The organism is Sinomonas sp. T428B (assembly GCF_056780155.1).
Map to the genome: position 1 here is coordinate 261,202 of NZ_JBRAZR010000001.1, position 21,834 is coordinate 283,035.

Annotated in this window: 24 protein-coding genes; 16 read left to right on the forward strand and 8 right to left on the reverse strand. The window is 72.5% G+C overall.

The window, feature by feature from the left end; translation table 11 throughout:
• Positions 1-5 precede the first annotated feature (5 nt).
• The 5 genes from ACUYMY_RS01265 to ACUYMY_RS01285 all read left to right on the forward strand — a co-directional run bounded on the left by ACUYMY_RS01265 (position 6) and on the right by ACUYMY_RS01285 (position 5,439).
• Positions 6-1,136: a thiolase family protein gene (locus ACUYMY_RS01265; protein ID WP_481701836.1), complete on the forward strand. Its 1,131-nt coding sequence runs from the start codon at positions 6-8 to the stop codon at positions 1,134-1,136.
• On the forward strand, positions 1,133-1,465 hold the full coding sequence (locus ACUYMY_RS01270) for a zinc ribbon domain-containing protein (RefSeq protein WP_481701837.1): 333 nt from the start codon (positions 1,133-1,135) through the stop codon (positions 1,463-1,465). Before ACUYMY_RS01265 ends, ACUYMY_RS01270 begins: the two co-directional genes overlap by 4 nt.
• A complete protein-coding gene (locus ACUYMY_RS01275) occupies positions 1,462-3,048 on the forward strand; it encodes an ATP-dependent acyl-CoA ligase (protein WP_481701838.1) in 1,587 nt (528 codons plus the stop codon). The genes ACUYMY_RS01270 and ACUYMY_RS01275 overlap by 4 nt, the downstream gene beginning before the upstream one ends.
• A 39-nt stretch (positions 3,049-3,087) precedes the next feature.
• Positions 3,088-4,008 carry a LysR substrate-binding domain-containing protein gene (locus ACUYMY_RS01280; protein ID WP_481701839.1) on the forward strand — a complete coding sequence of 307 codons (921 nt, stop codon included), beginning with the start codon at positions 3,088-3,090 and terminating at the stop codon, positions 4,006-4,008.
• Positions 4,009-4,110: 102 nt separating this feature from the next.
• Positions 4,111-5,439 carry an MFS transporter gene (locus ACUYMY_RS01285; protein WP_481701840.1) on the forward strand — a complete coding sequence of 443 codons (1,329 nt, stop codon included), beginning with the start codon at positions 4,111-4,113 and terminating at the stop codon, positions 5,437-5,439.
• Between the two features lie 100 nt (positions 5,440-5,539).
• On the opposite strand, the gene ACUYMY_RS01290 is transcribed toward ACUYMY_RS01285, so the two are convergent.
• Positions 5,540-5,908 (reverse strand): DUF1622 domain-containing protein, encoded by a 369-nt coding sequence (locus tag ACUYMY_RS01290; RefSeq protein ID WP_481701841.1) that lies wholly within the window; start codon positions 5,906-5,908, stop codon positions 5,540-5,542.
• A 170-nt stretch (positions 5,909-6,078) separates the two neighbouring features.
• On the opposite strand from ACUYMY_RS01290, the gene ACUYMY_RS01295 reads away from it, so the two are divergent.
• Positions 6,079-6,834 (forward strand): MerR family transcriptional regulator, encoded by a 756-nt coding sequence (locus ACUYMY_RS01295; protein ID WP_481701842.1) that lies wholly within the window; start codon positions 6,079-6,081, stop codon positions 6,832-6,834.
• A gap of 327 nt (positions 6,835-7,161) precedes the next feature.
• Here the strand turns inward: ACUYMY_RS01295 and ACUYMY_RS01300 are convergent, their stop codons facing one another.
• Positions 7,162-8,262, reverse strand: a complete 1,101-nt coding sequence (locus tag ACUYMY_RS01300; protein ID WP_481701843.1) for an alanine racemase — start codon at positions 8,260-8,262, stop codon at positions 7,162-7,164.
• A gap of 96 nt (positions 8,263-8,358) precedes the next feature.
• Positions 8,359-9,702, reverse strand: coding sequence for an MFS transporter (locus tag ACUYMY_RS01305; RefSeq protein ID WP_481701844.1), 1,344 nt, complete (start codon positions 9,700-9,702; stop codon positions 8,359-8,361).
• 119 nt (positions 9,703-9,821) lie between these two features.
• Between ACUYMY_RS01305 and ACUYMY_RS01310 the strand changes: the two genes are divergently transcribed.
• On the forward strand, positions 9,822-10,538 hold the full coding sequence (locus tag ACUYMY_RS01310) for a type 1 glutamine amidotransferase (protein WP_481701845.1): 717 nt from the start codon (positions 9,822-9,824) through the stop codon (positions 10,536-10,538).
• 44 nt (positions 10,539-10,582) lie between these two features.
• Positions 10,583-10,957, forward strand: coding sequence for a VOC family protein (locus ACUYMY_RS01315; RefSeq protein ID WP_481701846.1), 375 nt, complete (start codon positions 10,583-10,585; stop codon positions 10,955-10,957).
• 141 nt (positions 10,958-11,098) lie between these two features.
• On the opposite strand, the gene ACUYMY_RS01320 is transcribed toward ACUYMY_RS01315, so the two are convergent.
• Positions 11,099-12,595, reverse strand: a complete 1,497-nt coding sequence (locus ACUYMY_RS01320) for an MFS transporter (RefSeq protein WP_481701847.1) — start codon at positions 12,593-12,595, stop codon at positions 11,099-11,101.
• 85 nt (positions 12,596-12,680) lie between these two features.
• On the opposite strand from ACUYMY_RS01320, the gene ACUYMY_RS01325 reads away from it, so the two are divergent.
• A complete protein-coding gene (locus tag ACUYMY_RS01325) occupies positions 12,681-13,061 on the forward strand; it encodes a MarR family winged helix-turn-helix transcriptional regulator (RefSeq protein WP_481701848.1) in 381 nt (126 codons plus the stop codon).
• Between the two features lie 12 nt (positions 13,062-13,073).
• Here the strand turns inward: ACUYMY_RS01325 and ACUYMY_RS01330 are convergent, their stop codons facing one another.
• Together ACUYMY_RS01330 and ACUYMY_RS01335 are read right to left on the reverse strand one after the other, a co-directional pair.
• Positions 13,074-13,976, reverse strand: a complete 903-nt coding sequence (locus ACUYMY_RS01330; RefSeq protein WP_481701849.1) for a DMT family transporter — start codon at positions 13,974-13,976, stop codon at positions 13,074-13,076.
• A gap of 106 nt (positions 13,977-14,082) precedes the next feature.
• Entirely contained in the window at positions 14,083-14,502 is a 420-nt protein-coding gene (locus ACUYMY_RS01335; RefSeq protein WP_481704923.1) for a DUF5997 family protein, read from the reverse strand.
• A 67-nt stretch (positions 14,503-14,569) separates the two neighbouring features.
• Here ACUYMY_RS01335 and ACUYMY_RS01340 point away from each other — a divergent pair, with 67 nt between their 5' ends.
• The 7 genes from ACUYMY_RS01340 to ACUYMY_RS01370 all read left to right on the forward strand — a co-directional run bounded on the left by ACUYMY_RS01340 (position 14,570) and on the right by ACUYMY_RS01370 (position 20,457).
• Positions 14,570-15,319: a LysR family transcriptional regulator substrate-binding protein gene (locus tag ACUYMY_RS01340; RefSeq protein ID WP_481701850.1), complete on the forward strand. Its 750-nt coding sequence runs from the start codon at positions 14,570-14,572 to the stop codon at positions 15,317-15,319.
• A gap of 108 nt (positions 15,320-15,427) precedes the next feature.
• On the forward strand, positions 15,428-16,063 hold the full coding sequence (locus ACUYMY_RS01345; protein WP_481701851.1) for a GNAT family N-acetyltransferase: 636 nt from the start codon (positions 15,428-15,430) through the stop codon (positions 16,061-16,063).
• A 129-nt stretch (positions 16,064-16,192) separates the two neighbouring features.
• Complete coding sequence (locus tag ACUYMY_RS01350; protein ID WP_481701852.1) at positions 16,193-17,881, forward strand: sensor histidine kinase; 1,689 nt, start codon at positions 16,193-16,195, stop codon at positions 17,879-17,881.
• The gene (locus ACUYMY_RS01355) at positions 17,871-18,689 is read left to right on the forward strand and encodes an alpha/beta fold hydrolase (protein WP_481701853.1); all 819 of its coding nucleotides are present in this window, start codon (positions 17,871-17,873) and stop codon (positions 18,687-18,689) included. The genes ACUYMY_RS01350 and ACUYMY_RS01355 overlap by 11 nt, the downstream gene beginning before the upstream one ends.
• A gap of 138 nt (positions 18,690-18,827) precedes the next feature.
• Positions 18,828-19,421, forward strand: coding sequence for a molybdopterin-dependent oxidoreductase (locus ACUYMY_RS01360; protein WP_481701854.1), 594 nt, complete (start codon positions 18,828-18,830; stop codon positions 19,419-19,421).
• Complete coding sequence (locus tag ACUYMY_RS01365) at positions 19,418-20,149, forward strand: ferredoxin reductase (RefSeq protein ID WP_481701855.1); 732 nt, start codon at positions 19,418-19,420, stop codon at positions 20,147-20,149. The genes ACUYMY_RS01360 and ACUYMY_RS01365 overlap by 4 nt, the downstream gene beginning before the upstream one ends.
• Positions 20,146-20,457 carry a DUF6510 family protein gene (locus ACUYMY_RS01370; protein ID WP_481701856.1) on the forward strand — a complete coding sequence of 104 codons (312 nt, stop codon included), beginning with the start codon at positions 20,146-20,148 and terminating at the stop codon, positions 20,455-20,457. The genes ACUYMY_RS01365 and ACUYMY_RS01370 overlap by 4 nt, the downstream gene beginning before the upstream one ends.
• Here the strand turns inward: ACUYMY_RS01370 and ACUYMY_RS01375 are convergent.
• Both ACUYMY_RS01375 and ACUYMY_RS01380 read right to left on the reverse strand, forming a co-directional pair.
• Entirely contained in the window at positions 20,447-20,950 is a 504-nt protein-coding gene (locus tag ACUYMY_RS01375; protein WP_481701857.1) for an NUDIX hydrolase, read from the reverse strand. The genes ACUYMY_RS01370 and ACUYMY_RS01375 overlap by 11 nt on opposite strands.
• 127 nt (positions 20,951-21,077) lie before the next feature.
• Positions 21,078-21,677, reverse strand: coding sequence for a hypothetical protein (locus ACUYMY_RS01380; protein WP_481701858.1), 600 nt, complete (start codon positions 21,675-21,677; stop codon positions 21,078-21,080).
• Between the last annotated feature and the right edge of the window lie 157 nt (positions 21,678-21,834).

The following is a 21,834-nucleotide window of genomic DNA, read 5'->3' on the forward strand; positions in this document are numbered from 1 at the left end:
ATGCCTTGACGACCTCGATCATCGGAGCGGGACAGGCTCCCTACACCCGCCACCCGGCCGCCGGGCTCACGGCCCAGCAGGTCCTGGCCCAGGCCCTGGTCGCCGCACTCGACGACGCCGGGCTGTCGCCGGCCGACGTCGACGGGCTCGCCGTCTCGAGCTTCACCCTCGGCCCGGACCACGCCATCGACGTCGCATGGCGGCTCGGCCTCAGGCTGCGGTGGATCATGCAGGATACCAACGGAGGGGCGAGTGCGGGCGGCATGCTGCAGCACGCCGTCCGTGCAATCGACGCCGGAGACGCGAACGTCATCGTGCTGCTCGCGGGGGACGTCATGGACCGTGCCGCCTTCGCCCGGCTCGTGGCGCACTACAACCGCGCCACGGAGGACCACCTCGCACCCCTGCCCATGGCCGGGCCGAACGCCCTATTCGCCATGCTGACCAAGCACCAGATGGGTGAGCTGGGGCTCGAGCGGCGGGACTACGGGCGGATCGCCGTCGCCCAGCGCGAGTGGGCCTCGCTCAATCCCGGGGCCGTCTACCGCTCCGCCCTGACGCTCGAGGACTACCTCGCCGCGCCGATGGTCGCGGATCCCCTCGGCCGGTACGACTGCGTTCCGCCGGTCACCGGGGGTGACGCCGTCGTGCTGGCGGCCGATGCGTCCGGACGGCCCAGGGCCCGCGTCCTCAGCGTCCGCGCCTCCTACAACGCCGACCAGCAGGAGGGGCCGGGGACCACCACAGGGCTGCGGGGCCTCGCGTCCGCGTTCTGGGCCGAGACCGGCGTGGATCCGTCCGACGTCCCGCTGGCCTGCGTCTACGACGACTACCCGGCCATGGTCGTCGCCCAGCTCGCCGACCTCGGCCTCCTGCCCAGAGACTCGGCCCCCGAGTTCATCGAGCGGGAGATCGCCACGCGGCGGCTTGCCGTGAACACCTCGGGCGGCCAGCTTTCGGCCGGCCAGGCCGGCGCTGCGGCCGGCATGCACGGCCTCGTCGAGGCCGCCCGGCAGCTCATGGGCCGCGCCGGAGAGCGGCAGGTCGAGGCGCGCCACGCCGTCGTCAGCGGCTACGGCATGGTCCTGTACCGCTTCGGCGCGTGTGCCACGACGGCCCTCCTGGAGGCGGCGTGAGCGCGCTCATCCAGCGCTGCCAGGGCTGCGGCCGGCAGCTGTTCCCCTTCCGCCTGCTCTGCCCCTCGTGCGGCGCCGACGCCTTCGAGACGGTTCCCGTGGAGACCGCCACGGTCGAGCAGGCCACCCTTCTGGCGGACGGCACGGTCCTCGCGACGGTTGTCCCGCCGGGAGGGCCCGCGCTGATCGCGCGGATCGACCCAGGCGTCGCGGTCGGCGACGTCGTCTCCCTCGGCAATGACGTCCCTGCCTCCCATGCCTCACCTGCGGCCGGGACGGCCTACATCCCCTTGCCCGCCGCACAGCACGCCCTCCAGGAGATCTCGTGAACACCCTGACCGATTCCCCCGTCCGCACGATCCCGGAGATGCTGCTCCGGCGCGCGGAACATCGCCCGTCCGCGCAGCTGTTCTCGTGCGGCAGCACGCGGCGCGACGGGAGGGCGATGGTCGACGCCGTGGCGCGCACCGGAGGGATGCTGCGGAGCGAGGGCGTCCAGCCGGGGGACAAGGTTGCCCTGATGTCCGCGAACCGGACCGAGCTGCTGGACTTCATCCTCGGCTGTGCCTGGATCGGCGCCATCGCCGTCCCCGTCAACACGGCCAGCCGCGGCGAGCAGCTGCGCCACATCCTGACGAACTGCGGGGCGCGGCTGCTCGTGGCAGAAGACGCCCTCGTGGAGCACGTCGCCGCTCTGGGCGCGCTCCCCGACCTGCGGACGGTGTGGCTGCTCGACGGCGGGGAGGTCGACTCGTGGGACGACGTCGTGGCCTCTCCCCTCCCGCCGGTGGGCGACGCCGTGGATCCGGCCCCGGTGGCCCCCGCGGACACGGCGGCCATCCTGTACACCTCCGGGACGACCGGGGTGTCCAAGGGCGTGGAGTGCCCCCAGGCCCAGTTCCACTGGTGGGCCGTGAACATGTCGGACCAGCTGGGGCTCCGGCCCGAGGACGTGCTATTCACGTGCCTGCCGCTCTTCCACACGAACGCGCTCAATGCCTTCATGCAGGCCCTGGAGTCCGGCGGCGAGTACGTGCTCGGAAGGCGCTTCTCGGCGTCGCGCTTCTGGCACGAGGCGGCCGACGCCGGCGCGACAGTCACGTATCTCCTCGGCGCCATGGTCGGCATCCTCGCGAGCCGCGACCCGTCGCCCGACGACCGGCGCCACGGCATACGCCTGGCCCTGTCCCCGTCGACCGCGGCCTCCCAGCTCGAGGCGTTCCGAGAGCGCTTCGGGGTGCTCCTTTTGGACGGCTATGGCTCCACAGAGACGAATTCCGTGATCGGCTCGACTCCCGACCAATGGCGGGCCGGGTCGATGGGGAAGGTGCGCCCGGGCTTCTCTGTGCGCATCGTCGACGAGCGCGGCATGCCGGTCCCGGCGGGCGTCCCCGGGGAGCTCCTGATCCGGAGCGACCAGCCCTATGCCATCGCCAGCGGCTACCACGGGATGCCCGAGGCGACGGCGAAGGCGTGGCAGGACCTCTGGTTCCACAGCGGGGACCGGGTCGTCATGGACGAGGACGGCTGGGTGCGCTTCGTGGACCGGATCAAGGACGTTATCCGGCGGCGCGGCGAGAACATCTCCTCGAGCGAGGTCGAGCAGGTGCTCCGCGAGCATCCCGCGGTGGTCGATGCGGCGGTCTATCCGGTGGACTCCGAACTCGGTGAGGACGAGGTCATGGCCGCCCTGGTGATCAAGGACGCCGTGGACTTCGCCGAGATGACCGAGTTCTGCCGGCCCCGGCTCGCGTCCTTCGCCATCCCGCGCTTCTTCCGGGTGGTCGACGAGCTGCCGAAGACCGAGAACGGCAAGGTCCGCAAGCCCGTGCTCAAGGCCGAGGGCCGGGAGCGCGCGGAGTGGGACCGGGAGCGCCCAACCCCCCGGGTGCCGGCCCTCAGGGCCGGCTGACCAGCGGCTCCGTAGGATGGCCCTGTGGATCTGCGGGCCTTGCTGGGAACCCATCTGAAGCTGCGACATCTCGTGCTCGTGCTGGCCATCGCCGAGCACAGGAGCCTGGCCCGCGCGGGCGAGGAGCTCTACCTGACCCAGCCGGCCATGAGCCGGGCCCTCCGCGAGGCGGAGGTGGCGGTCGGCGCCGTCCTCTTCGACCGCACCCGGCATGGCATGGTCCCCACCGCCGCCGGTGCGGCGTGTCTCGAGCACGCCCGCGCGATCGTCGGGCAGCTCGAGACGCTGGGGCGGCGGGTCGCCGAGCTGGGTGACCCCCAGACGGGAGCCGTGAGCATCGGAGCGCACGTCACGGGCGCAAACCTCCTGGTCCCGCGGGCGGTGGCGCGACTCGTGGCCGAGCGTCCGAAGATCGAGGTGCGGATCCGTGAGGCTCCCCCCGAGACGCTCATCCACGAGCTCAACGCCGGTGACCTCGACCTTCTCGTCGGGCGCGTCACTGATCATCCGAGCACCGCGGGGCTCAACCTGGTGCCGCTGTATCGCGAACCGTTCAGGGTGGTCGCTTCGCGCGGCCACCCGGTGCTCGAGGTGGAGGACCCCGGCCTGGCCGACCTCGCCTCCTTCGCCTGGGCAGTTCCGGTGGCGGGGACCCCGCTGCGAGACGCCTTCGTGCGGGACTTCAGGGCCCAGGGGCTCGCGGAGCCCGCGCGCCAGGTGGAGTGCGGAACCCCGGCTCCCCTCCGGACCCTCGTCGTCGAGGCGGGATTCCTGGCCCTGATGCCCGAGTCCATGGCGGTCGCGGACTCGGACCTCGTGATGCTCCCGCTGCACTTGGGCGGGATGTCGGAGAACGTGGGATTCATGGTCAGCCCGGACCGACCCCTGACCGCGACCGCTCGCCTGCTGATCGAGTGCCTCCGCGTGGAGGCCGACCTGATCACCGGAGGGGCCTCGTAGCATTCGAACACGATCTGTTGATTCGTTGACGGTCGTCACAGCAGCGTCTATCGTGTGTTGGTGACGGAAGTCACAAGTACGCGCTCGAATCAGGAGGCTCCTATGGCCGCTGCGCCGTCAACCGCCGCCCTCGGCACCCGGGCAACCGCCTGGCCCGTCCCGAAGGCCACCACCAACCGCGTCCTGTTCTGCTGCTGGCTCGCCATCCTCGCCGAGGGCTACGACGTCGGCGTGCTCGGGGCCGTCCTGCCCTCCCTCGCCGAGTACGGCGACTGGAGCCTCACGCCGCTCCAGCTCGGCGGGCTCGGTTCCTACGCGCTCGTCGGCATGCTCATCGGCGCCATGTGCATTGGCACGCTGTCCGACCTCTTTGGGCGCCGCCGCATGCTCGCCGTCTCGATGATCATCTTCACGCTCACCCAGCTCGGCGCCGCGCTCGCGCCGACGCCCGAGGTATTCGGCCTGTTCCGCCTCCTCGGCGGCCTCGGCATGGGCGGCATCATCCCCGTCGCCGCCGCGCTCACGATCGAGTACTCCGCCCCGGCGAAACGCTCCTTCAACTACGGCCTCATGTACTCGGGGTACTCCCTGGGCATCGTCGTCTCGGCCCTGTGCGCGCTTGCGTTCCTGCCCACCCTCGGGTGGCGCTGGGTGATCGGCTTCGGCGCCGTGCCGATCGTCATCCTGCCGCTCATCATGGCCCTCGTGCCCGAGTCGCTCGAGTACCTCGTGTCCAAGGGGCGCAAGGAGAAGGCGCAGGCGCTCGCCGGCAGGCTCGGGATCGCCCCGTTCGTGGCCGAGGACTGGGCACCGGCCCCGGACGCGGGCAAGGCCGCCGGCGCGACCTGGAAGAGCGTGCTGACCACGATGTTCTCGCGCCGCTACGGCGTCGCGACCGTGTGCTTCTGGATCTCGCTCTTCTGCGGCCTGCTCCTCGTGTACGGCCTCAACACGTGGCTCCCGGCCATCATGAAGAAGGCCGGCTACGACCTCGGCTCCTCGCTGACGTTCCTGCTCGTCTTCTCGCTCGCCTCGGCGATCGGCGGCCTCGTGATCGGCCGGATCGCGGACCGCTACGGCAAGAAGCTCGTGCTCGTCCTCTTCTACGCGCTCGGCGCGGTGGGCATCCTGCTGCTCATGTTCCCAGGCAGCCTGTTCGTGAACTACCTCTTCGTCGCCGTCGCGGGTGTCGGGTCGATCTCGACCTCCCTCGTGCTGACCGGCTGGGTCGCGGACTACTACCCCGCCCACAGCCGCGGGACGGCCACCGGGTGGGCGCTCTCCTTCGCCCGCATCGGCGCGATCGCCGGGCCGATGATCGGCGGCGTCATCGCGGCCGCGCAGCTGCCGTTCCAGTGGAACTTCATCATCTTCGCGGCCATCGGCCTCGTCGCGGCTGCCGCGGTGTCGCTCATCCCGAAGAAGGCCTGAGCGGCGCGGCGCACGACGGCGGGTGGCCCACCGCCGTCGTGCGCCGCACCCCTTGCGCTGCCGGCCGTGTCAACGGCCGGCAGCGCTCGTGTGTGCCCGGTTAGGCCTCGGCAGCGGCGGGGCTGCCCTCGGACCTCTTCTGCCACGGCCACCGCCCCGTGATCTCGAGCTCGAGGGAGAAGCTGAGGAAGGTCCGGATCAGCACGATGAGGCCGAGCACGATGACCGAGTCGAAGGACGGGACCACCGCGACGGTGCGGACGATGTCGGCCCCGACGAGCAGCTCGAGGCCCAGCAGGATCGAGCGGCCGAGCTGCCGCCTGAATTGCGGGTAAGTCTCCGGGTCTCGGTCGCGCACGTACCGGACCGCGGCCGCCGCGGCACTGATCACCGCCCCGACGACTATGACGGCGACCCCCGCCGCATCGAGGAACTGGGCCGCGATCTCGATCAGGGGCTTGAACTCCACGTGTCCCGCCTTCCGCCTGCTGCCGTTCGCCGGCCTGCTGTCCCCAAGGCAAGCACGGCTGCCTCACGTTCGGGATGGGGCGCGGCAGGATGATGCGCTCATTTCCCTTGACCTTGACGCTGCGTCAACTTCTACGCTCGAAGAGCACACGGAACGACAAGGAGGACGCGGTGGACTGGAGCATCCAGGACGTCGCCCGGCTGGCGGGCACGACGAGCCGCGCGCTGCGGCACTACGGCAGCATCGGGCTGCTCGAGCCGAGCCGGGTCGGCAGCAACGGATACCGCTACTACGACGGGGCCGCGCTCGTGCGGCTCCAGCGCATCCTCCTGCTGCGCCAGCTGGGCCTGGGCCTTGACGAGATTGCCAAGGCGCTCGCGGACGACGGCGACCCCGCCGCCGCGCTGCGCCGTCACCTCGCGCGGCTGGGGGCCGAGCGGGACCGGCTCGCGCGGCAGGCTCGGGCCGTGGAGCGCACCATCGCAGCACTCGAGACGGGAGGGCCACTCATGGCCGAGGACATGTTCGACGGATTCGACCACACCCAGTACAAGGACGAGGTCGAGGAGCGCTGGGGCAGGCAGGCCTACGCGGACTCCGACGCGTGGTGGCGCGGCCTCAGCGACGAGGAGCGCCACGACTGGAAGGCTCTCTCGCAGCGGCTCGGCGAGGACTGGATCGCCGCGGCGGGGGCGGGGGAGGCGCCCGACGGCGAGGCCGCCCAGGCGCTCGCGGCCCGCCACGTGCGCTGGCTCGGCGGCATTCCGGGCACGCCCGGCTACCCCGAGGGCCCCTCGAAGGAGTACGTCCTGGGCCTGTCCGAGATATACGTCGCGGACCCGCGCTTCGCCAGGAACTACGGCGGCGAGACGGGCGCGGCCTTCGTCAGGGATGCCCTGCGGATCTACGCGGAGCGGGAGCTCTGAGCGCCCGGCGGGTCTACGCTGGAGATGCTTGAGAAGCGTGCACACGACGGCGGGTCCCGACCCGCCGTCGTCCGTTACCCCCCACACACAATGCGGGGTCACCTCCCAACGTTGCGGGGTCACCTCTCAACGTTGCGGGGTCACGTCTCAACGTTGTGGAGCCATTGTCCTGACGATGACCTCGCATCGCAGGGAGGTGACCCCGCATCGCAGGGAGGTGACCTCGCATCGCAGGGAGGTGACCTCGCATCGCAGGGAGGTGACCCCGCATCGCAGGGAGGTGACCCCGCATCGCAGGGAGGTGACCCCGCAACGGGGGCCGGCGGGCTACCTGTTCCGGCCCCTCGCCGCCACGCGCCAGCGGTCCACGACGGCGCCGTCGCTCACGACCGCGACCTCGTCGACCAGGTTGACGGCCACGCACACGTGGTTCGGGATGACCCGGACGCGCTCGCCGAGCGCGGGCAGGTCGGCGCCGTCGGGGAAGACGATCGTCGCGTGGTGTTCGGACAGGGCCGAGATTCGGGCCTCGGGGTGGTCCGCGAGGCGCCCGAATCCTGTGGCCCAGGCCGGGCGGTCGCCGCCGATCACCTTGCTGCCCGCGTCCACGACGACGCGCCGGGGGATGTCGCCCTCACCCTCGTGCCGGCTCACCACGGTCGCGGCGATGGTCAGCGCGATGTCCTCGGGCTCGCAGCGGCCGAGCTCGAGCTGCTGCGCGTCGCCGAAGACGTAGACGCCCGGGCGCACCTCGGTCGTCGCGCCGGCCTCGGTCAGCAGCGCGCTCGGCGTGGACCCGCCGCTCACGCGGGTCACCTCGAAGCCCGCGCCCGCGAGGGCCGCGGCGGCCTCGGCGAGGGCGCGCTGTTCCTGGCCCGCGGCCTCGACCGGCATCCCCGGCGCATACGAGTGCCCCGGGAATGTGAAGACCCCCGCCACGCCGAGCCCCGCCCCGGCCGCCGCACGCGCGACCTCAACCGTCTGCACAGGGAGGACGCCGCTGCGGTGATGGCCGCTGTCGACCTCGACGAGCACCTCGATCCGCCCCGCCGCCTCCCCGAGTGCCGCGCCCATCGCCGCGGCGGCCTCGACTGAGTCGGTACCCACTGCGACCCGAGCCCGCTCGCTCAGCGCGCGCAGCCGCTCCGCCTGCCGCGGCCCGACCCACAGGGGATACGCGATGAACAGGTCCGTGACCCCGTGATCGGCGAACACCTCCCCCTCGCCGATCGTCGCGACCGTGAGCCCCACGGCCCCGGTCCCGAGCTGCAGCGCCGCGATCTCGGGGATCTTGTGGGTCTTCGCGTGCGGGCGCAGCGCGAGGCCCTTCGCCCGCACGGCCTCGGCCATCCGCTCGACGTTCCGCTGCAGGACGTCCCTGTCCACCATGATCTCGGGCGTGTCGATCTCGTCGGGGATGGTGTACATAGGGCACTCCTCGTCAGGTCCGGGTAGAACCTCCAGCCTAGGCGGAGCGCACGACGGCGGGTGCGCGCCCGCCGTCGTGCGCTCACCGCTGTGGGCTCACCTTTCTGGCGACTCGGCGATGTCCTCCATCGAGGCCTCGACGCGCTCGCCCGCGGCGTCCTCGGCTGCCCTGTCCTCACCTTCGGTGGCGGCCGTGTCGAGCGGGTGCGCGAGCTCGTCCGAGGGCATGCGCGCGGCGAGGATCGCGACGAGCGCCATGATCGGGCAGACCCCGCCGGCCACGACGAAGATGAGCCACAGCGGCAGGACCTCCGCGAGCGGGCCGGCGAGGGCCATCGAGACCGGCATGAGCGCGAGCGAGACGAAGAAGTCCAGGCTCGAGACCCGCCCGAGCAGGTGCGGCGGCACGCGCCGCTGCAGGAGCGTGCCCCAGATGACCATGCCGTACGAGCCCGTCGCGCCGAAGGCGACCATCGCGAGCGCGAGCTGCCAGAACGAGTCCATGACGCCCACGAACACGAGCGGGATGGCCCCGAGCCCCCACACGGCGACCATGATCGTCAGGTAGCGCCGGGGCAGCCGGAACGAGGCGGTGGCCAGCGAGGTGAGCGCGCCGGAGACGCCCATCACCGCGAGCGCGAAGCCGAACATCGCCGAGTCGCCCCCCAGCTGGTCGCGCACGACGAAGGGCAGGAGCACCTCGATCGGGCCGATCATGAACAGCACCGAGATGCACGCCCACAGGAGCGTCCACAGGAGCCACGGGGTCTTGACGGTGTACGCGACCCCCTCCCGCAGCTCATGCAGGACGGAGGGGCGCGGCCCGGCGCCCGGATCCACCGGCTCCTGGGGCTGGCGGCGCAGGAGGTTGAGGGCAGCGAACGCGACGACGTGGCACGCCGCGACGCCGGTGACGGCGTTGGGCGGCGAGAGCGCGGCGACAATGAGCCCCGCCGCGGCCGGCCCCGCGGCCTGCTGCAGGAGCGGGCGCATCGTGCCCTCCATGCCGTTCGCGGCGAGGAGGTCCTCGGGCGGGAGGATGCGCGGCAGGATCGCCGAGTAGGCGGGGAAGAAGAACGCCGCGCCGACGCCGAGCGCGAAGGCCGCGACGGCCACGTGCCAGAGCTCGAGCCAGCCGAGCGCGGCGAGGACGGCGACGGTGCCGACGGACACGAGGTTCACGGCCTCGACGGCGATGATGAGCCGCCGCTGCGGGATCCTGTCCGCCGCGACCCCGCCCGCGAGCACGAACGCCGTGAGCCCCGCGCTCATCGCGGCCGCGACGAGGGACAGCTCGAGCGGGCCGCCGCCGAGCGCGAGCACCTGGTAGACCATCGCGACGGCCCACATGCCCGAGCCGAAGATGCTCACGGCCAGGGCGGCGATGAGGACGCGGTACTCCCGGTGGGTGAAGGGGCGGAGAGCGCGAGGTGCGGCCACCGGTCAAGTCTAGGACCGGCGTCGTGCGACCCGCCCGGGCTGGCGGACGCAGCGGACACTCCCTGTCCGCAGCCGTCCAGCGGCTAGAGTCGTCGTCAGCACCGAGATAGGGGAGGCCCATGGCGCACGTGCTCGTGCTTCAGCACAACGGCTTCGAGGGGCCGGAGCGGATCGAGTGGGCGCTGCGCGCCGAGGGCCTCGAATGCGAGGTCCGCGACGACCCGCGCTCGGCCGAACCGCTGCCTGACCCGCGGGAGCTCGCCGCCGTCGTCCTCATGGGCGGCGGGATGGGCGCCCTCGACCACGACGAGTACCCGCGGCTCGCCGCGGAGGCGCAGCTCGTGCGGGGCGCGGTCGACGCCGGCGTGCCGGTCCTCGGCGTCTGCCTCGGCCACCAGATCATCGCCACCGCGCTCGGGGCGGCCCTGCACCCGGGGGCGGCGCGGGAGGTCGGCGTCGCGCCCGTGCACTTCGTCGAGCCGGACCCGTGGCTCGGCGGAGTCGTCGGCGAGCGGGACGTGCTGCACTGGCACGGGGACAACGTCGACCTGCCCGAGGGCGCGACGCTCCTGGCCTCGACCGACGCCTGCCCCGTCCAGGCCTTCCGCATCGGCTCCGCCGTGGGCGTCCAGTTCCACCTCGAGCTGCACGTGGCGGCCCTCGAGGACTGGCTCGCCGAGCCGGAGATGCTCGCCGACCTGCGCGGTGAGGACCCCGAGAGGATCCTCAAGGCGTTCCGCGAGGCCGAGCCCGAGATCGAGGAGTTCGCCGGGCCGGGGTTCGTGCGGTTCGCCGCGGCCGCCGCCCAGCGCGCCCGGCGGCTCGAGGAGGACTGACCGGTTCCTGACGAGTGTCGGACGCCGTGCGTAGGCTGGGGCCCATGCGGATCAAGATGTGCTCCCTCCACGTGACCGACCCTGCCGCCGCGCACGCCTTCTACACGGGCACGCTCGGCTTCGACACGCTACTGGCCATGCCTGAGCACAGTCTCTTCATCGTGACGTCGCCGGACTCCGGGGGCGTCGGGCTGCTGCTCGAGCCGAGCGACAACCCGATCGGGGAGGCCTACCGGAAGGGCGTGTACGACGCCGGCCTCCCGGCCATCGTGCTCGGCTCGCCGGACGTGCGGGCGGACTATGAGCGGCTCACGGCCGCCGGGGTCGCCTTCCGCGGGGAGCCCGCCGAGGACCCTTCGGGGCTCTCGGCCGTGTTCGACGACGGCCACGGCAACCTGGTCCAGATCCACCAGGACTGAGGGCACTCATCAGGACTGACCCCTCACGGCAGGGGACATGACCCCTCAACCGAGCCTACCGGTTGAGGGGTCATGTCCCGTCCGTTGCGGGGTCACCTATCAGCGTTGCTGGGTCACGTCCCTGCGTTGCTGGGTCAGTTCCTACCGCCGCGTCGTCGCGAGCCTGAGCCTCCAGGCCCTCGGCGCCGCCGCGACGAGCAGGCCCGCGATCGCGACCGCCGTGCTGAGCGCGAGTCCCGGGCGGAAGACGGCGAGCATCGCCGCCGCGTCCACGGCCCCCGCCGAGCCCCCAGCCTCCGCGCCGTGCCCGCCCGCGGCGACGATCGCCGTCGTCACCGCGAGCACGAGCGCCGCGCCGACCTGAGTGCTCGTCTGGATGAGCCCGGCCGCGAGGCCCTGCTCCGAGTCATGGATGCCAGCCGTCGCCTGGACGTTGATCGACGGGAACCCGAGGGCGAACCCGACGCCGAGCAGCAGCACCGAGGGCAGGATGTCCACGACGTAGTTCGGCGACGTGTCGACCTGGAGGAACCACAGGTACCCGGCGGACAGCGACACGAGGCCCGCGATGATGAGCCGCGTCGCGCCGAACCGGTCGATGAGCCGGCCCGCGAACGGAGCCGATCCGGCCACCATGAGCCCGGCGGGCAGGAGCGCGAGGGCCATCGCGAGCGGCGCCCAGCCGAGGACCGACTGCAGGTACAGCGTCACGATGAACTGGAAGCTGAGATACGAGCCGAAGAGCGCGACGGCGGCGATGTTCGCACGCGCGACCCAGCCCTCGCGAAGGATCCCGAACCGGATGAGCGGGTGCCGCACGCGCGATTCAATCACTGCGAACGCCGCGAGCACGGCCGCGGAGAGCGCGAAGCCGCCGATCGTCTGCGGGGACGACCACCCGGCGTCGGGCGCCGAGACGACCGTGAAGACGAGCCCGAGCATGCCGAGCGCGAGGGTGACGGCGCCCCAGACGTCGTGCCCGCCGTCGGCCGCGGGCTTGTCCCGCGGGATGTAGCGCAGGCCGAGGATGATCGCCGCGACCGCGATCGGCACGGAGAAGAGGAACGTCCAGCGCCAGGAGAGCGCCGTCATGAGCCCGCCGACGACGAGGCCGAGCGAGAAGCCAGAGGCGCCGAAGGTCGTGTAGATCGAGATGGCGCGGTTGCGCTCGCGGCCCTCGGCGAAGGTCGTGGTGATGATCGAGAAGCCGGTCGGCGCGGTGAACGCGGCGGCGAGGCCCTTGACGAAGCGCGTCGCGATGAGCAGCGCCGGGTCGCTCACGAGCCCGCCGAGGAGGGAGGCCGCAGCGAACACGGTAAGCGCGATGAGGAAGATCCGGCGGCGCCCGAGAAGGTCCGCGAGCCGGCCGCCGAGCATGAGCAGCGAGCCGTAGCCGAGCACGTACCCGGACACGATCCACTGCAGCGCGCCCGTGCTGAGGCCGAGCTCGTGGCCGATCGAGGGCAGGGCCACGCCGACCATCGAGACGTCGAGCCCGTCGAGGGCGAGGACCACGCAGAGCGTGGTCAGGAGGAGCCACTGGGAGCGGGTCCAGCGCACGACGGCGCCGGGCTGGGTTGCGCTCGCGGCGGTGAGAGGGGTCGGTGGTGCAGTCAGGGACGAGAGATCCTGTGCCATGCCGAGGACATTACATGACGCATCATTGAATGACAAGGAAAACAATGACGTGGAAAAATATTCCACGAGCGACTAGAATGGGCGCATGTCCACGGAGGCCAGACCCGAGATCGTCGACCAGTGGCGCGCCCTCCAGTGCGCGTACCTCAAGACCTCGAACGCGCTCGAGCGCGAGCTCTCGGCCAAGCACGGGATCGGCCTCAACGAGTTCGAGACCCTCGACCTGCTCTCCGAGCACACCGGCGAGGGCTGCCGGATGAAGGACCTCACCGCCGTCTCGCCCATGACGCAGAGCGCGCTGTCCAAGATCGTCGACCGGCTCGAGAAGGCCGGCTACGTCACGCGCGCGGCGTGCGCCGAGGATCGGCGCTCGCTCTTCGTGGGGCTCACCGAGACCGGCCACGCCCTGCACGAGAAGGCGGCCGCGCTGCACCGCGAGCTCCTCGAGGCGAACCTGCCCGCCTGACCCGATGCGGGGTCACCTCCCAGCGTTGCGGGACAGGCTTGCCTTCGCACCCCACCAGACGCCGCCCACCACCACGAGGCCGCCGAGGAGGAGGCTCGGGGTCAGCGGCTCACCGTCCAGCCAGGCCGACGTCAGGACGGCCGGGATCGGCACGAAGAGGAACGAGTCGGCCGTGGCCGTGGCAGACCACTCCTGAAGGACATAGAGGAACAGCCCGAAGACCACGGCCGTGCCCAGCAGCACCAGATAGGCCAGCGCTCCCCAGGTCGACGGCGCCTGGGGAACGGCCCAGCGCTCTCCGGCCGCCCACGAGACCACCAACAGCACCGCGGAGCCGGCCGCCATACCCACAGCGCTCATGGTGGCGATGGGCATCGGCGGGAAGAGCTTGACCACCACCGTTCCCTCGGCGACGCACACGGCGGCGCCCAGCACGAGGAGCACCGCCACGGCGGCTGGGACCGGGCCGGCCGGAGTGGCGTGACCCGTGCTGATGACGGCCACCCCGCCGACGGCGACAAGTGTTCCTGCGAGGCGCTGCCAGCGGAAGGCCTCGAGCCCATGGGCGGCCGCGAGCAGCAGGGCGGCCAGCGGGACGGTCGCGAGGAGCACTTGGGCGAGGCCGGCCTGGACGCCCCGCAGCCCCTGATACATGAAGCCGAAGCCGAGGGCGAAGGTCAGCAGGCCGTAGCTGACCGCGCCCAGCAGGCGGCGGCCTGTCGGCCAGGGGTTGTGCGCGGCGAGCACGACGACGGCGAAGAAGAGCGCCGTCAGGCCGAACCGCAGGCCCGCGCCGAAGAACGGCGGCAGTTCCCGGTTGCTGTAGCGGATGGCCACGCCGTTGCTGCCGGCGATGACGACGGCGAGGGCGAACGCCAGCAGGGTCAGCAGCCGAGGGCGCTGGGGGGCCGCCATGCAGGGATTGTAGGGGCGCGGCTAGTCCTCTGCCATGGGCCAGCGGGTCGCGACAGCGGTTCTCTCAGATAGCCGGCGGGAGGTGACCCCGCAACGTAGGGCCGGGTCAGCCGTGCGAGCCGCCCCGCTTGGCCCGCTCGGCCGCCGCGCCGTGCCGTGCGCCGGCGGAGCGCGCGGCCTTCTCCTCGGCGGCGGCCTTGACCCGCCGGGCCTCCTCGCGCACGGCGGCCATATTCGCCCGCTCGTCCTGGAGCCACTGCGGGCGGTCCGCCAGCAGCGCGTCGATCTGCGCCGTCGTGAGTGGCTCGGTGACGCCACCGCGCGTGAGGCCCGAGATCGAGACGTTGAGCTTCTGCGCCACGACGGGCCGCGGGTGCGGCCCCTGGGCCAGGAGCTCGGTGAGCCACGCGGGCGGGTTCTCGCGCAGGGCGTCGAACTCCTCGCGCGTCACGACGCCCTCCTGGAACTCCGCGGGCGTGGCGGGGAGGTAGATGCCGAGCTTCTTCGCGGCGGTGGCCGGCTTCATGGACTGGGAGGCGCTGGCCTTGGGGTTCGAGCTCATGCCTCAAGCCTAGCCGGGCTACCGTTGACCCATGGAGTCCCCCCAGCCCCTCAAGGTCGCCTTCGTCGCGGGCGTCGCCCCCGGCAAGTGGTTCCACCGCTGGGAGGACCGCTTCCCCGAGGTGCCGCTCGCCTCGGCGATGGTCGACGACGCCGAGCAGCTCGCCGTCCTGCGCGACGGCCGGGCCGACGTGGCCTTCGTGCGTCTCCCGGTGGACGAGGAGGACAGGCAGAGCCTGCACGTCATCCCGCTCTACGAGGAGCTTCCGGTCGTCGTCGCCCCGAAGGGCCACGAGATCCAGGCCTTCGAGGAGATCCCGCTCGCCGAGGTCGAGGACGAGCTCTTCGAGTACGACGGCGGGCCCTCCGAGCGCCTCGACCTCGTCGAAGGCGGGGCGGGGCTCGCGATCCTGCCGATGTCGGTCGTGCGGCACTTCAACCGCAAGGAGCTGCGCTACCGGCCGGTGACCGGGGTCGAGCCCTACGGCGTGGGCGTCGCGTGGCTCAGGGAGAACGAGTCGGAGGCGATCCAGGAGTTCATCGGCGTGGTCCGGGGGCGCGGGGCGAACAGCTCCCGCCAGGCCTCCGTCCGCCGCGACCAGGAGGAGGCCGCGAAGGAGCGCCGCGCGGACCGGGCCGCGTCCCAGGCGAAGGAGGCCAAGGCGCGCAATGAGGCGAGCCGCGCGGCCAAGGCGGCGCGCTCGGGCCGGGGCGTCGCCAAGGGGCGGCCCGCGGCAGGCAAGGGGAAGCGCCCGGGCGCTGCCCGCCGTCGTCCGCGCTGACCCGCGGATCACGAGCCGCCCGTTCCTGCTCGGCCTGAGGACGGGAACCGTCCGCAGGCCGCGCGCCGCCCCTCCCGGCGCGGCGTGTCGCGGCCTATCGTGAGCAGGATGGAACACCGGACCAGGGAACCGAAGATCACCACGGTGCCGGCCAACAAGGCCTCGTGGGAGGACCTCGAGGCGATCTTCGGCGAGCGCGGGGATCCCGCGCGCTGCCAGTGCCAGTGGTTCAAGGTCTCAGCCCGGGAGTGGCGCTCGATCCCCCGCGAGGCCCGCGCGGAGGCCCTGCGCGAGCAGACCCGTTGCGGCAGCCCGCGGGCGAGGACGACCTCGGGCCTCGTCGCGTACCTCGACGGCGAGCCCGCCGGGTGGTGCGCCGTCGAGCCCCGCACCGCGTACCCGCGGCTCGCCGGCATGAAGGTGCCGTGGGCGGGGCGGGACGAGGACAAGGAGGACGACGGCGTCTGGGCGGTGACATGCTTCGTCACCCGGGTGGGCTACCGGCGGCAGGGGGTGAGCGCCGCCCTCGCGGCCGCGGCGGTGGACTTCGCGCGCTCGCGGGGGGCCCGCGCCGTCGAGGGCTACCCCATGGTCACCGAGCCAGGCCGGGAGGTGACGTGGGGCGAGCTGTTCGTGGGCAGCCGGAACTCCTTCGCGGACGCGGGCTTCGCCGAGGTCAGCCGCCCGTCCCCGCGGCGCGCCGTCATGCGGATCGACTTCGCGGCGGGGGACGCAACGGCGTAGGCCCTTCGGTCAGCGTCCGCCTCCGGGATACCCTGCTGGGAAGGCCGGGCACGCCCGGCTGCGACGCGCAGCAGAGCGCAGACCCCCTGCGGCGATGGGTGCGCGGTCGCAATCCGGGGGAGGGGGCGCATGGACAAGCTGCTGAATGTCCTCGTGCTGGGCAAGAAGAGCTTCCACGACCTGAGCATGCGCGGCCGGGTGGTGCTGAGCCAGCTGCCGCTGAACCTGACCCTTCTCCTCGTGTGGGGGATCATGGCGGTCGTCCACCACGACGAACACCCCGTCCACACCGAGTTCCTCGTGGGCCAGGCGCTCGCGCTCCTCCTGCTCGCCCTGTGCGCCCTGCTGCCGTGGGACCGCATCCCCTATGGGCTCTTCCTCGCGATCCCGTTCCTCGACCTCGTCCCGATCGCCCTCGTCCGCTCCTCGGCGGCCGGCGAGGTGCCCGGGCTCGGGCTGCTCGCGGTGTTCCCGATGATGTGGCTGGCCGGCTCGGGGATCCACCCGAAGATCATGGTCCCGGCCGGCGGGCTCGCCGTGCTCCTGATGGTCTGGGCGCCCCTCGCCGGCCGGCCGGACGTCGGGCTGGGCGACCTCGTCGCCGAGCTCGTCACCCCGTTCCTCATGCTCGCGATCGCCGTGGCCGTCTCCGTCATGACCAAGAGCGGCATGGAGCAGCAGAGCCATATCGCCGAGCTGCTCGAGCGCTCGGAGATGCGGGAACGCCTCCTCGAGACGATCCTCGACACTGTCGACGTCGGCGTGGTCGCGATGGACGGCGGCGGCAACGACATCCTCTTCAACCGACGTCAGCGCGACTTCCACCGCGCCGCCCTGCCCGAGGGCGTCGAGGACGCTTCCGAGGCCGAGCTCGTCGTCATCGACGACTCCACAGGCGAACTCGTGCCGCCGCGCCGCCGGCCCGCCGCGCGCGCCATCTCTGGGGAGGTGTTCACCCACGAGATCTTCCGCCTGGGCCGGGGGGACGGCTCCCGCCTGGTCTCCGTCTCGGCGCGCTCGCTGCGCAAGGCCGAGGGCAGCCCCGCGGGGACGGTCCTCGCGTTCTCGGACGTGACCGACATCGTCGCAGCCGTGCGCGCGAAGGACAGCTTCGTGGCCAGCATGTCCCACGAGTTCCGCACCCCGCTCACGAGCATCCGCGGCTACGCCGAGCTCCTGCTCGACGAGCCGTCCCTCCCGTCCGCGGCCCGCCAGGACGTCCTCGTGATCGACCGCAGCGCCCGGCACCTCCAGCTCATGGTCGACGAGGTCCTCGCGGCGGCGACCGGCACGGCGGCCTCGGTGCTCTGGACCCCGATCGACCTCGCCGAGATCGTCCGCGAGGCGGCCGCGAGCGCGACCCCCGAGGCCGCGAGCCGCGGGATCGCCTTCCAGGTCAGCGCTTCGGGGGACGCGCGGCTGCACGGCGACCGGATCGCGATCGTGCGGACCGTGGACAACCTGGTCTCGAACGCGATCAAGTACTCCGGCAGCGGCCGCGAGGTGCGGCTGGCCACCGCCGGCGAGGACGGGTGGGTGGTCCTGACCGTCTCCGACGACGGCATCGGCATGTCTCCGTCCGACGTCGAGAGCGTCTTCACACGGTTCCACCGCAGCACGGCCGCGAAGGTCGCAGGGATCCCCGGGATCGGCCTCGGCATGGCGCTCGCGCACGAGGTCGCCGAGCAGCATGGCGGCCGCCTCGAGTGCACGTCCCAGCTCGGGGTCGGGACCACGTTCACGCTGCGGCTGCCACTCGCGTCCACGCCCCCGCAGGCCTCGCCGGGTGCGGGCATGCAGGCCGGCCGTGGCGACTGAGGCGCATCCGGACGCGCACGACGGCGGGCCGTCGCCGTCCGCCGGCCTGCCCGCCTTCTGCCTCGGCCAGGGGCCGCCGCTCGTCGTCCTGCCGGGGCTCGGCGCCCGGCACGCCGTGCCGCACGGGCTCGACCGGGCGGCCGAGGAGCGGCCGCTGCGCGGGCTCGCGCACGCGCGGCAGGTGTGGTGGATCGGCCGCCGCCCGGGGCTGCCGCGCGGGGCGGCGATGGCTGACATCGCCGCCGACTACGCCGTCGCGCTCCGCGGCTTCGGGGGCCCCGTCGACGTCGTGGGCTTCTCGACCGGCGGCTCGGCCGCGCTCCAGCTCGCGGCGGACCATCCCGGCGTCGTCCGGCGCCTCGTCCTCGTCTCCGCCGGCTGCCGCCTCGGGCCCGAGGGCCGCGCGGGGCAGCGGGCCGTCCTCGCGAGGCTCGACGCGGGGGACCGGCGCGGCGCCGGCTCCGAGATGATGCGCCTGCTCGACGTGCGGCCGGTCGCGCGGCAGCTCGAGGGGTGGCTCGGCTGGCTCGTGGGCCCGCTCATGTTCCACGGCGCGACCGCCGACCTCGCGGCGACGATCCTCGCCGAGGACACGTACGACCTCACCGCGCGGCTGCCGGGCATCGCGGTGCCCACCCTCGTCGTCGGCGGCGACGAGGACGCGCCGTACGGCCCCATCGTCTTCTGCGAGACGGCCCAGGCCCTCCCGCACGGGGCGCTGCGGCTCTACGCCGGCCGCGGCCACGTCTCCGCCCAGCACGCCCCGGGCTTCGCCCAGGACGTCCTCGGCTTCCTCGACGGGGCCTGACGGCATCCGACCCCCCGCGGGCCCCGAACAGCTGGCGATGCCGCGCAGCCTCTGGCCCCGCCGCGCCGCGGGGCGTATGGTCCTCGCAGGCCCTACACCCCTCCCCGGGCGGGCCTCATCCGCGCGAGGAGCACAGCGATGGGCATTGTTTCTTCCGGCTTCCAGGGCCGCAGGAAGAGGGACGTCCCGGGCGTGCCGCCCGGCCAGTACGTGACGGAGGACTTCCCCGTGCTGTCCGCCGGCCCGACCCCCCGGATCGAGCGCGAGGACTGGGTCTTCTCCCTCAGGACGGAGGCCGGCACGAGCCGGCACTGGGACTGGAACGGGTTCATGGCCCTGCCCCAGGAGGAGTTCACGGCGGACCTGCACTGCGTCACGAGCTGGTCCAAGCTGGGCACCCGGTGGCGCGGCGTCCCCGTGGACGCGCTCTTCAAGGGCGTCGAGACGCAGGCGGAGTTCGCCCTCTTCCACTCCTACGGCGGCTACACGACGAACCTCCCGCTCTCGGACGTGCGCGGCGGCCGGGCGTGGCTCGTGCACACGTTCGACGGCGCCGACCTCGCGCCCGAGCACGGCGGCCCGGTCCGGCTGCTCGTGCCGCACCTGTACCTGTGGAAGAGCGCGAAGTGGGTCCGCGGCGTGACCCTCATCCCCGAGGACCGGCCCGGCTTCTGGGAGAGCCGCGGCTACCACCTGCACGGGGACCCGTGGCGCGAGGAGCGCTACGGGTGAGCGGCGGCTGGCAGGTGGCCGACGTCGTCGGCCTCCGCGACGAGACGCCGACGGCGCGCACCATCGGCCTGCGCCTGCCGGCCCCTGTGCACGTCCTGGCCGGGCAGCACATCGACATCCGGCTCACGGCCCCAGACGCGTACCAGGCCGTGCGCTCGTACTCGGTCTCGGCCGCCGTGCCGCCGGACGGGCTCGAGATCACGGTCGAGGAGCTGCCCGACGGCGAGGTCTCGCCGTACCTCGTGCGGGACCTCGCCGCCGGGGACCAGATCGAGGTCCGCGGGCCCGTGGGCGGGTGGTTCGTGTGGCGCCCCGAGGACTCCTCGCCCGTGCAGCTCATCGGCGGCGGGTCCGGCGTCGTGCCCCTCATGGCGATGGTGCGCGCGCACCAGGGGGCCATGCATCCGGCGCCGCTCCGGCTGCTCTACTCGGTGCGGAGCCCGGAGACCGCCGTCTTCCGCCACGAGCTCGAGTCCCTCGCCAAGTCATCCGAGACCTTCGAGCTGACCTCGGTGTACACGCGCAGCGCGCCGGACGGCCAGCCGGTGGGGCGGATCGACGCCCGGATCCTCGAGGCGAGCGTCCTCGACAGCGGCGCGGGCCCGGCCATCTACGTGTGCGGGGCCACGGGCTTCGTCGAGGCGGTCTCGGGCTGGCTCGTGGACCTGGGCCACGCACCCGGCCGGATCAGGACCGAGCGGTACGGCGGGTTGGGAGGCGCATCGTGACCGACTGGAATCCACAGCCCGGGCGTGCCCCGATCCCCGCGGCACCCGACGACGACTTCCTCGACGGCAACGCCCTCGCCGGGCCGCTCTCGGAGGTCTTCGCGATCGACATCACGGCGGCCCTGGGAACGTGCGGGAACTGCGGGGACGTCCGCCCCCTCGCCGAGGCCCGGCTCTACGTCCACGCCCCGGCCAAGCTTCTGCGCTGTCCCTCGTGCGACGGCGTGCTGCTGCGGCTCGACGAGCGCGGCGGGCGGATCATCCTCGACCTCAGTGGGTTCCGTCAGCTCACGATCGTCATCGGGTAGGGCCAGGCTGTTCAGTGCCCGGGCCGTCGAGGCCGAGGCGGGCCAGCAGCGCGTCCAGGACGGGCACCTGCCCGGCCACGACTTTGGTGCGCGCGGCCGATGCAGGGACCCACTCGGCGCGGTCGATCTCGGGGACGTCGATGACCCGGCCCGAGCCCTTGGGCCACTCGAGGGGGAACGTGTTGCTCGCGATCCGCTCGGCGTCGAAGTCGGCCTCGGCCGCGAAGACCGTGACGACCTTGCGCGAGGGCTGGCGGAACTCGCCGAGCAGCTCGTAGTCCGTGTCCGGTGCCGCGGAACCCATCTCCTCCGCGAACTCCCGCCGGGCCGCAGCGAGCGGGTCCTCGCCGTCGTCGTACTCGCCCTTGGGGATCGACCAGGCGCGCTCGTCCTTCCGGGACCAGAAGGGGCCGCCCATGTGCCCGATCAGGACCTCGACCCCGCTGGCTCCCGCGCGCCGGTACAGCAGGAGGCCCGCGCTCATCACGGGCATGGCGTCTCCATGGACCCAATGTAGCCGGGCCCCATGCGGCCGCGGCACAGAATGCGGCACAGGGAAAGGGCGCCGGGGCTTCTCCCGGCACCCTTTCGTGGGTTCGCCTCCTGACTCTCGATTCCCCCTAACGCCCGTGCTTGGCGTTGCCGTGGCCCCCCTTCTGCGGGCCGCCCTGCGGCTCGGACTGCGGTTCTGCCTGCAGGACCGACTGCGGGACCGACTGAGGCTCCGACTGGCCGGCCGGCACGACCTGGTGCACGGCGTCGGCGACCGACCCGGGATAGCGCTCCTCCGCGGGCGCGTGCGCGGCCTCCCAGGCTTGCTGGGCGACGACCGAGGCGTTCTCGGACGGCCCGTCGCCTGCCGGCTCGCCGTCGTCGGCGGGGTCGTCGGCGTCGTCCTCGGGGGTGTCGGCGGGGTCGTCGGCGGGGTCGTCGGCGTCGTCCTCGGCGTCGTCCTCGGGGGTGTCGGCGGGGTCGTCGGCGTCGTCGGCCGGATCGTCCGCGTCGTCGTCAGGGACGTCGGCGGGATCGTCGGCGGCCGGATCATCGACGTCGCCAATCTCGTCGAGGTCGGCGTCGCCGGTGTCGACGTTCGCGATCAGCGACTGATCGTCGGTGTCGTCGCCGGGGGCGGCAACAGCTGCGACCCCGGCGCCCCCCAGCGCGACGGCGCCCACCGAAACGGCGCCAATGATGAGCTTTCGAGTTGCGTATCTGGACATGAGACCTCCTGTCGTGACACGTCCCCCATCAGCTTTTCCTTGCCCTTCCATGGTTGGCAGGGCATTCCGGCCGTGTCATCGGCTCATGTGACAGATTTGCGAAGCTCAAATGAAAACGCTGTCAATATCAACTTCTGACCTTGACAGGTCGACGAGG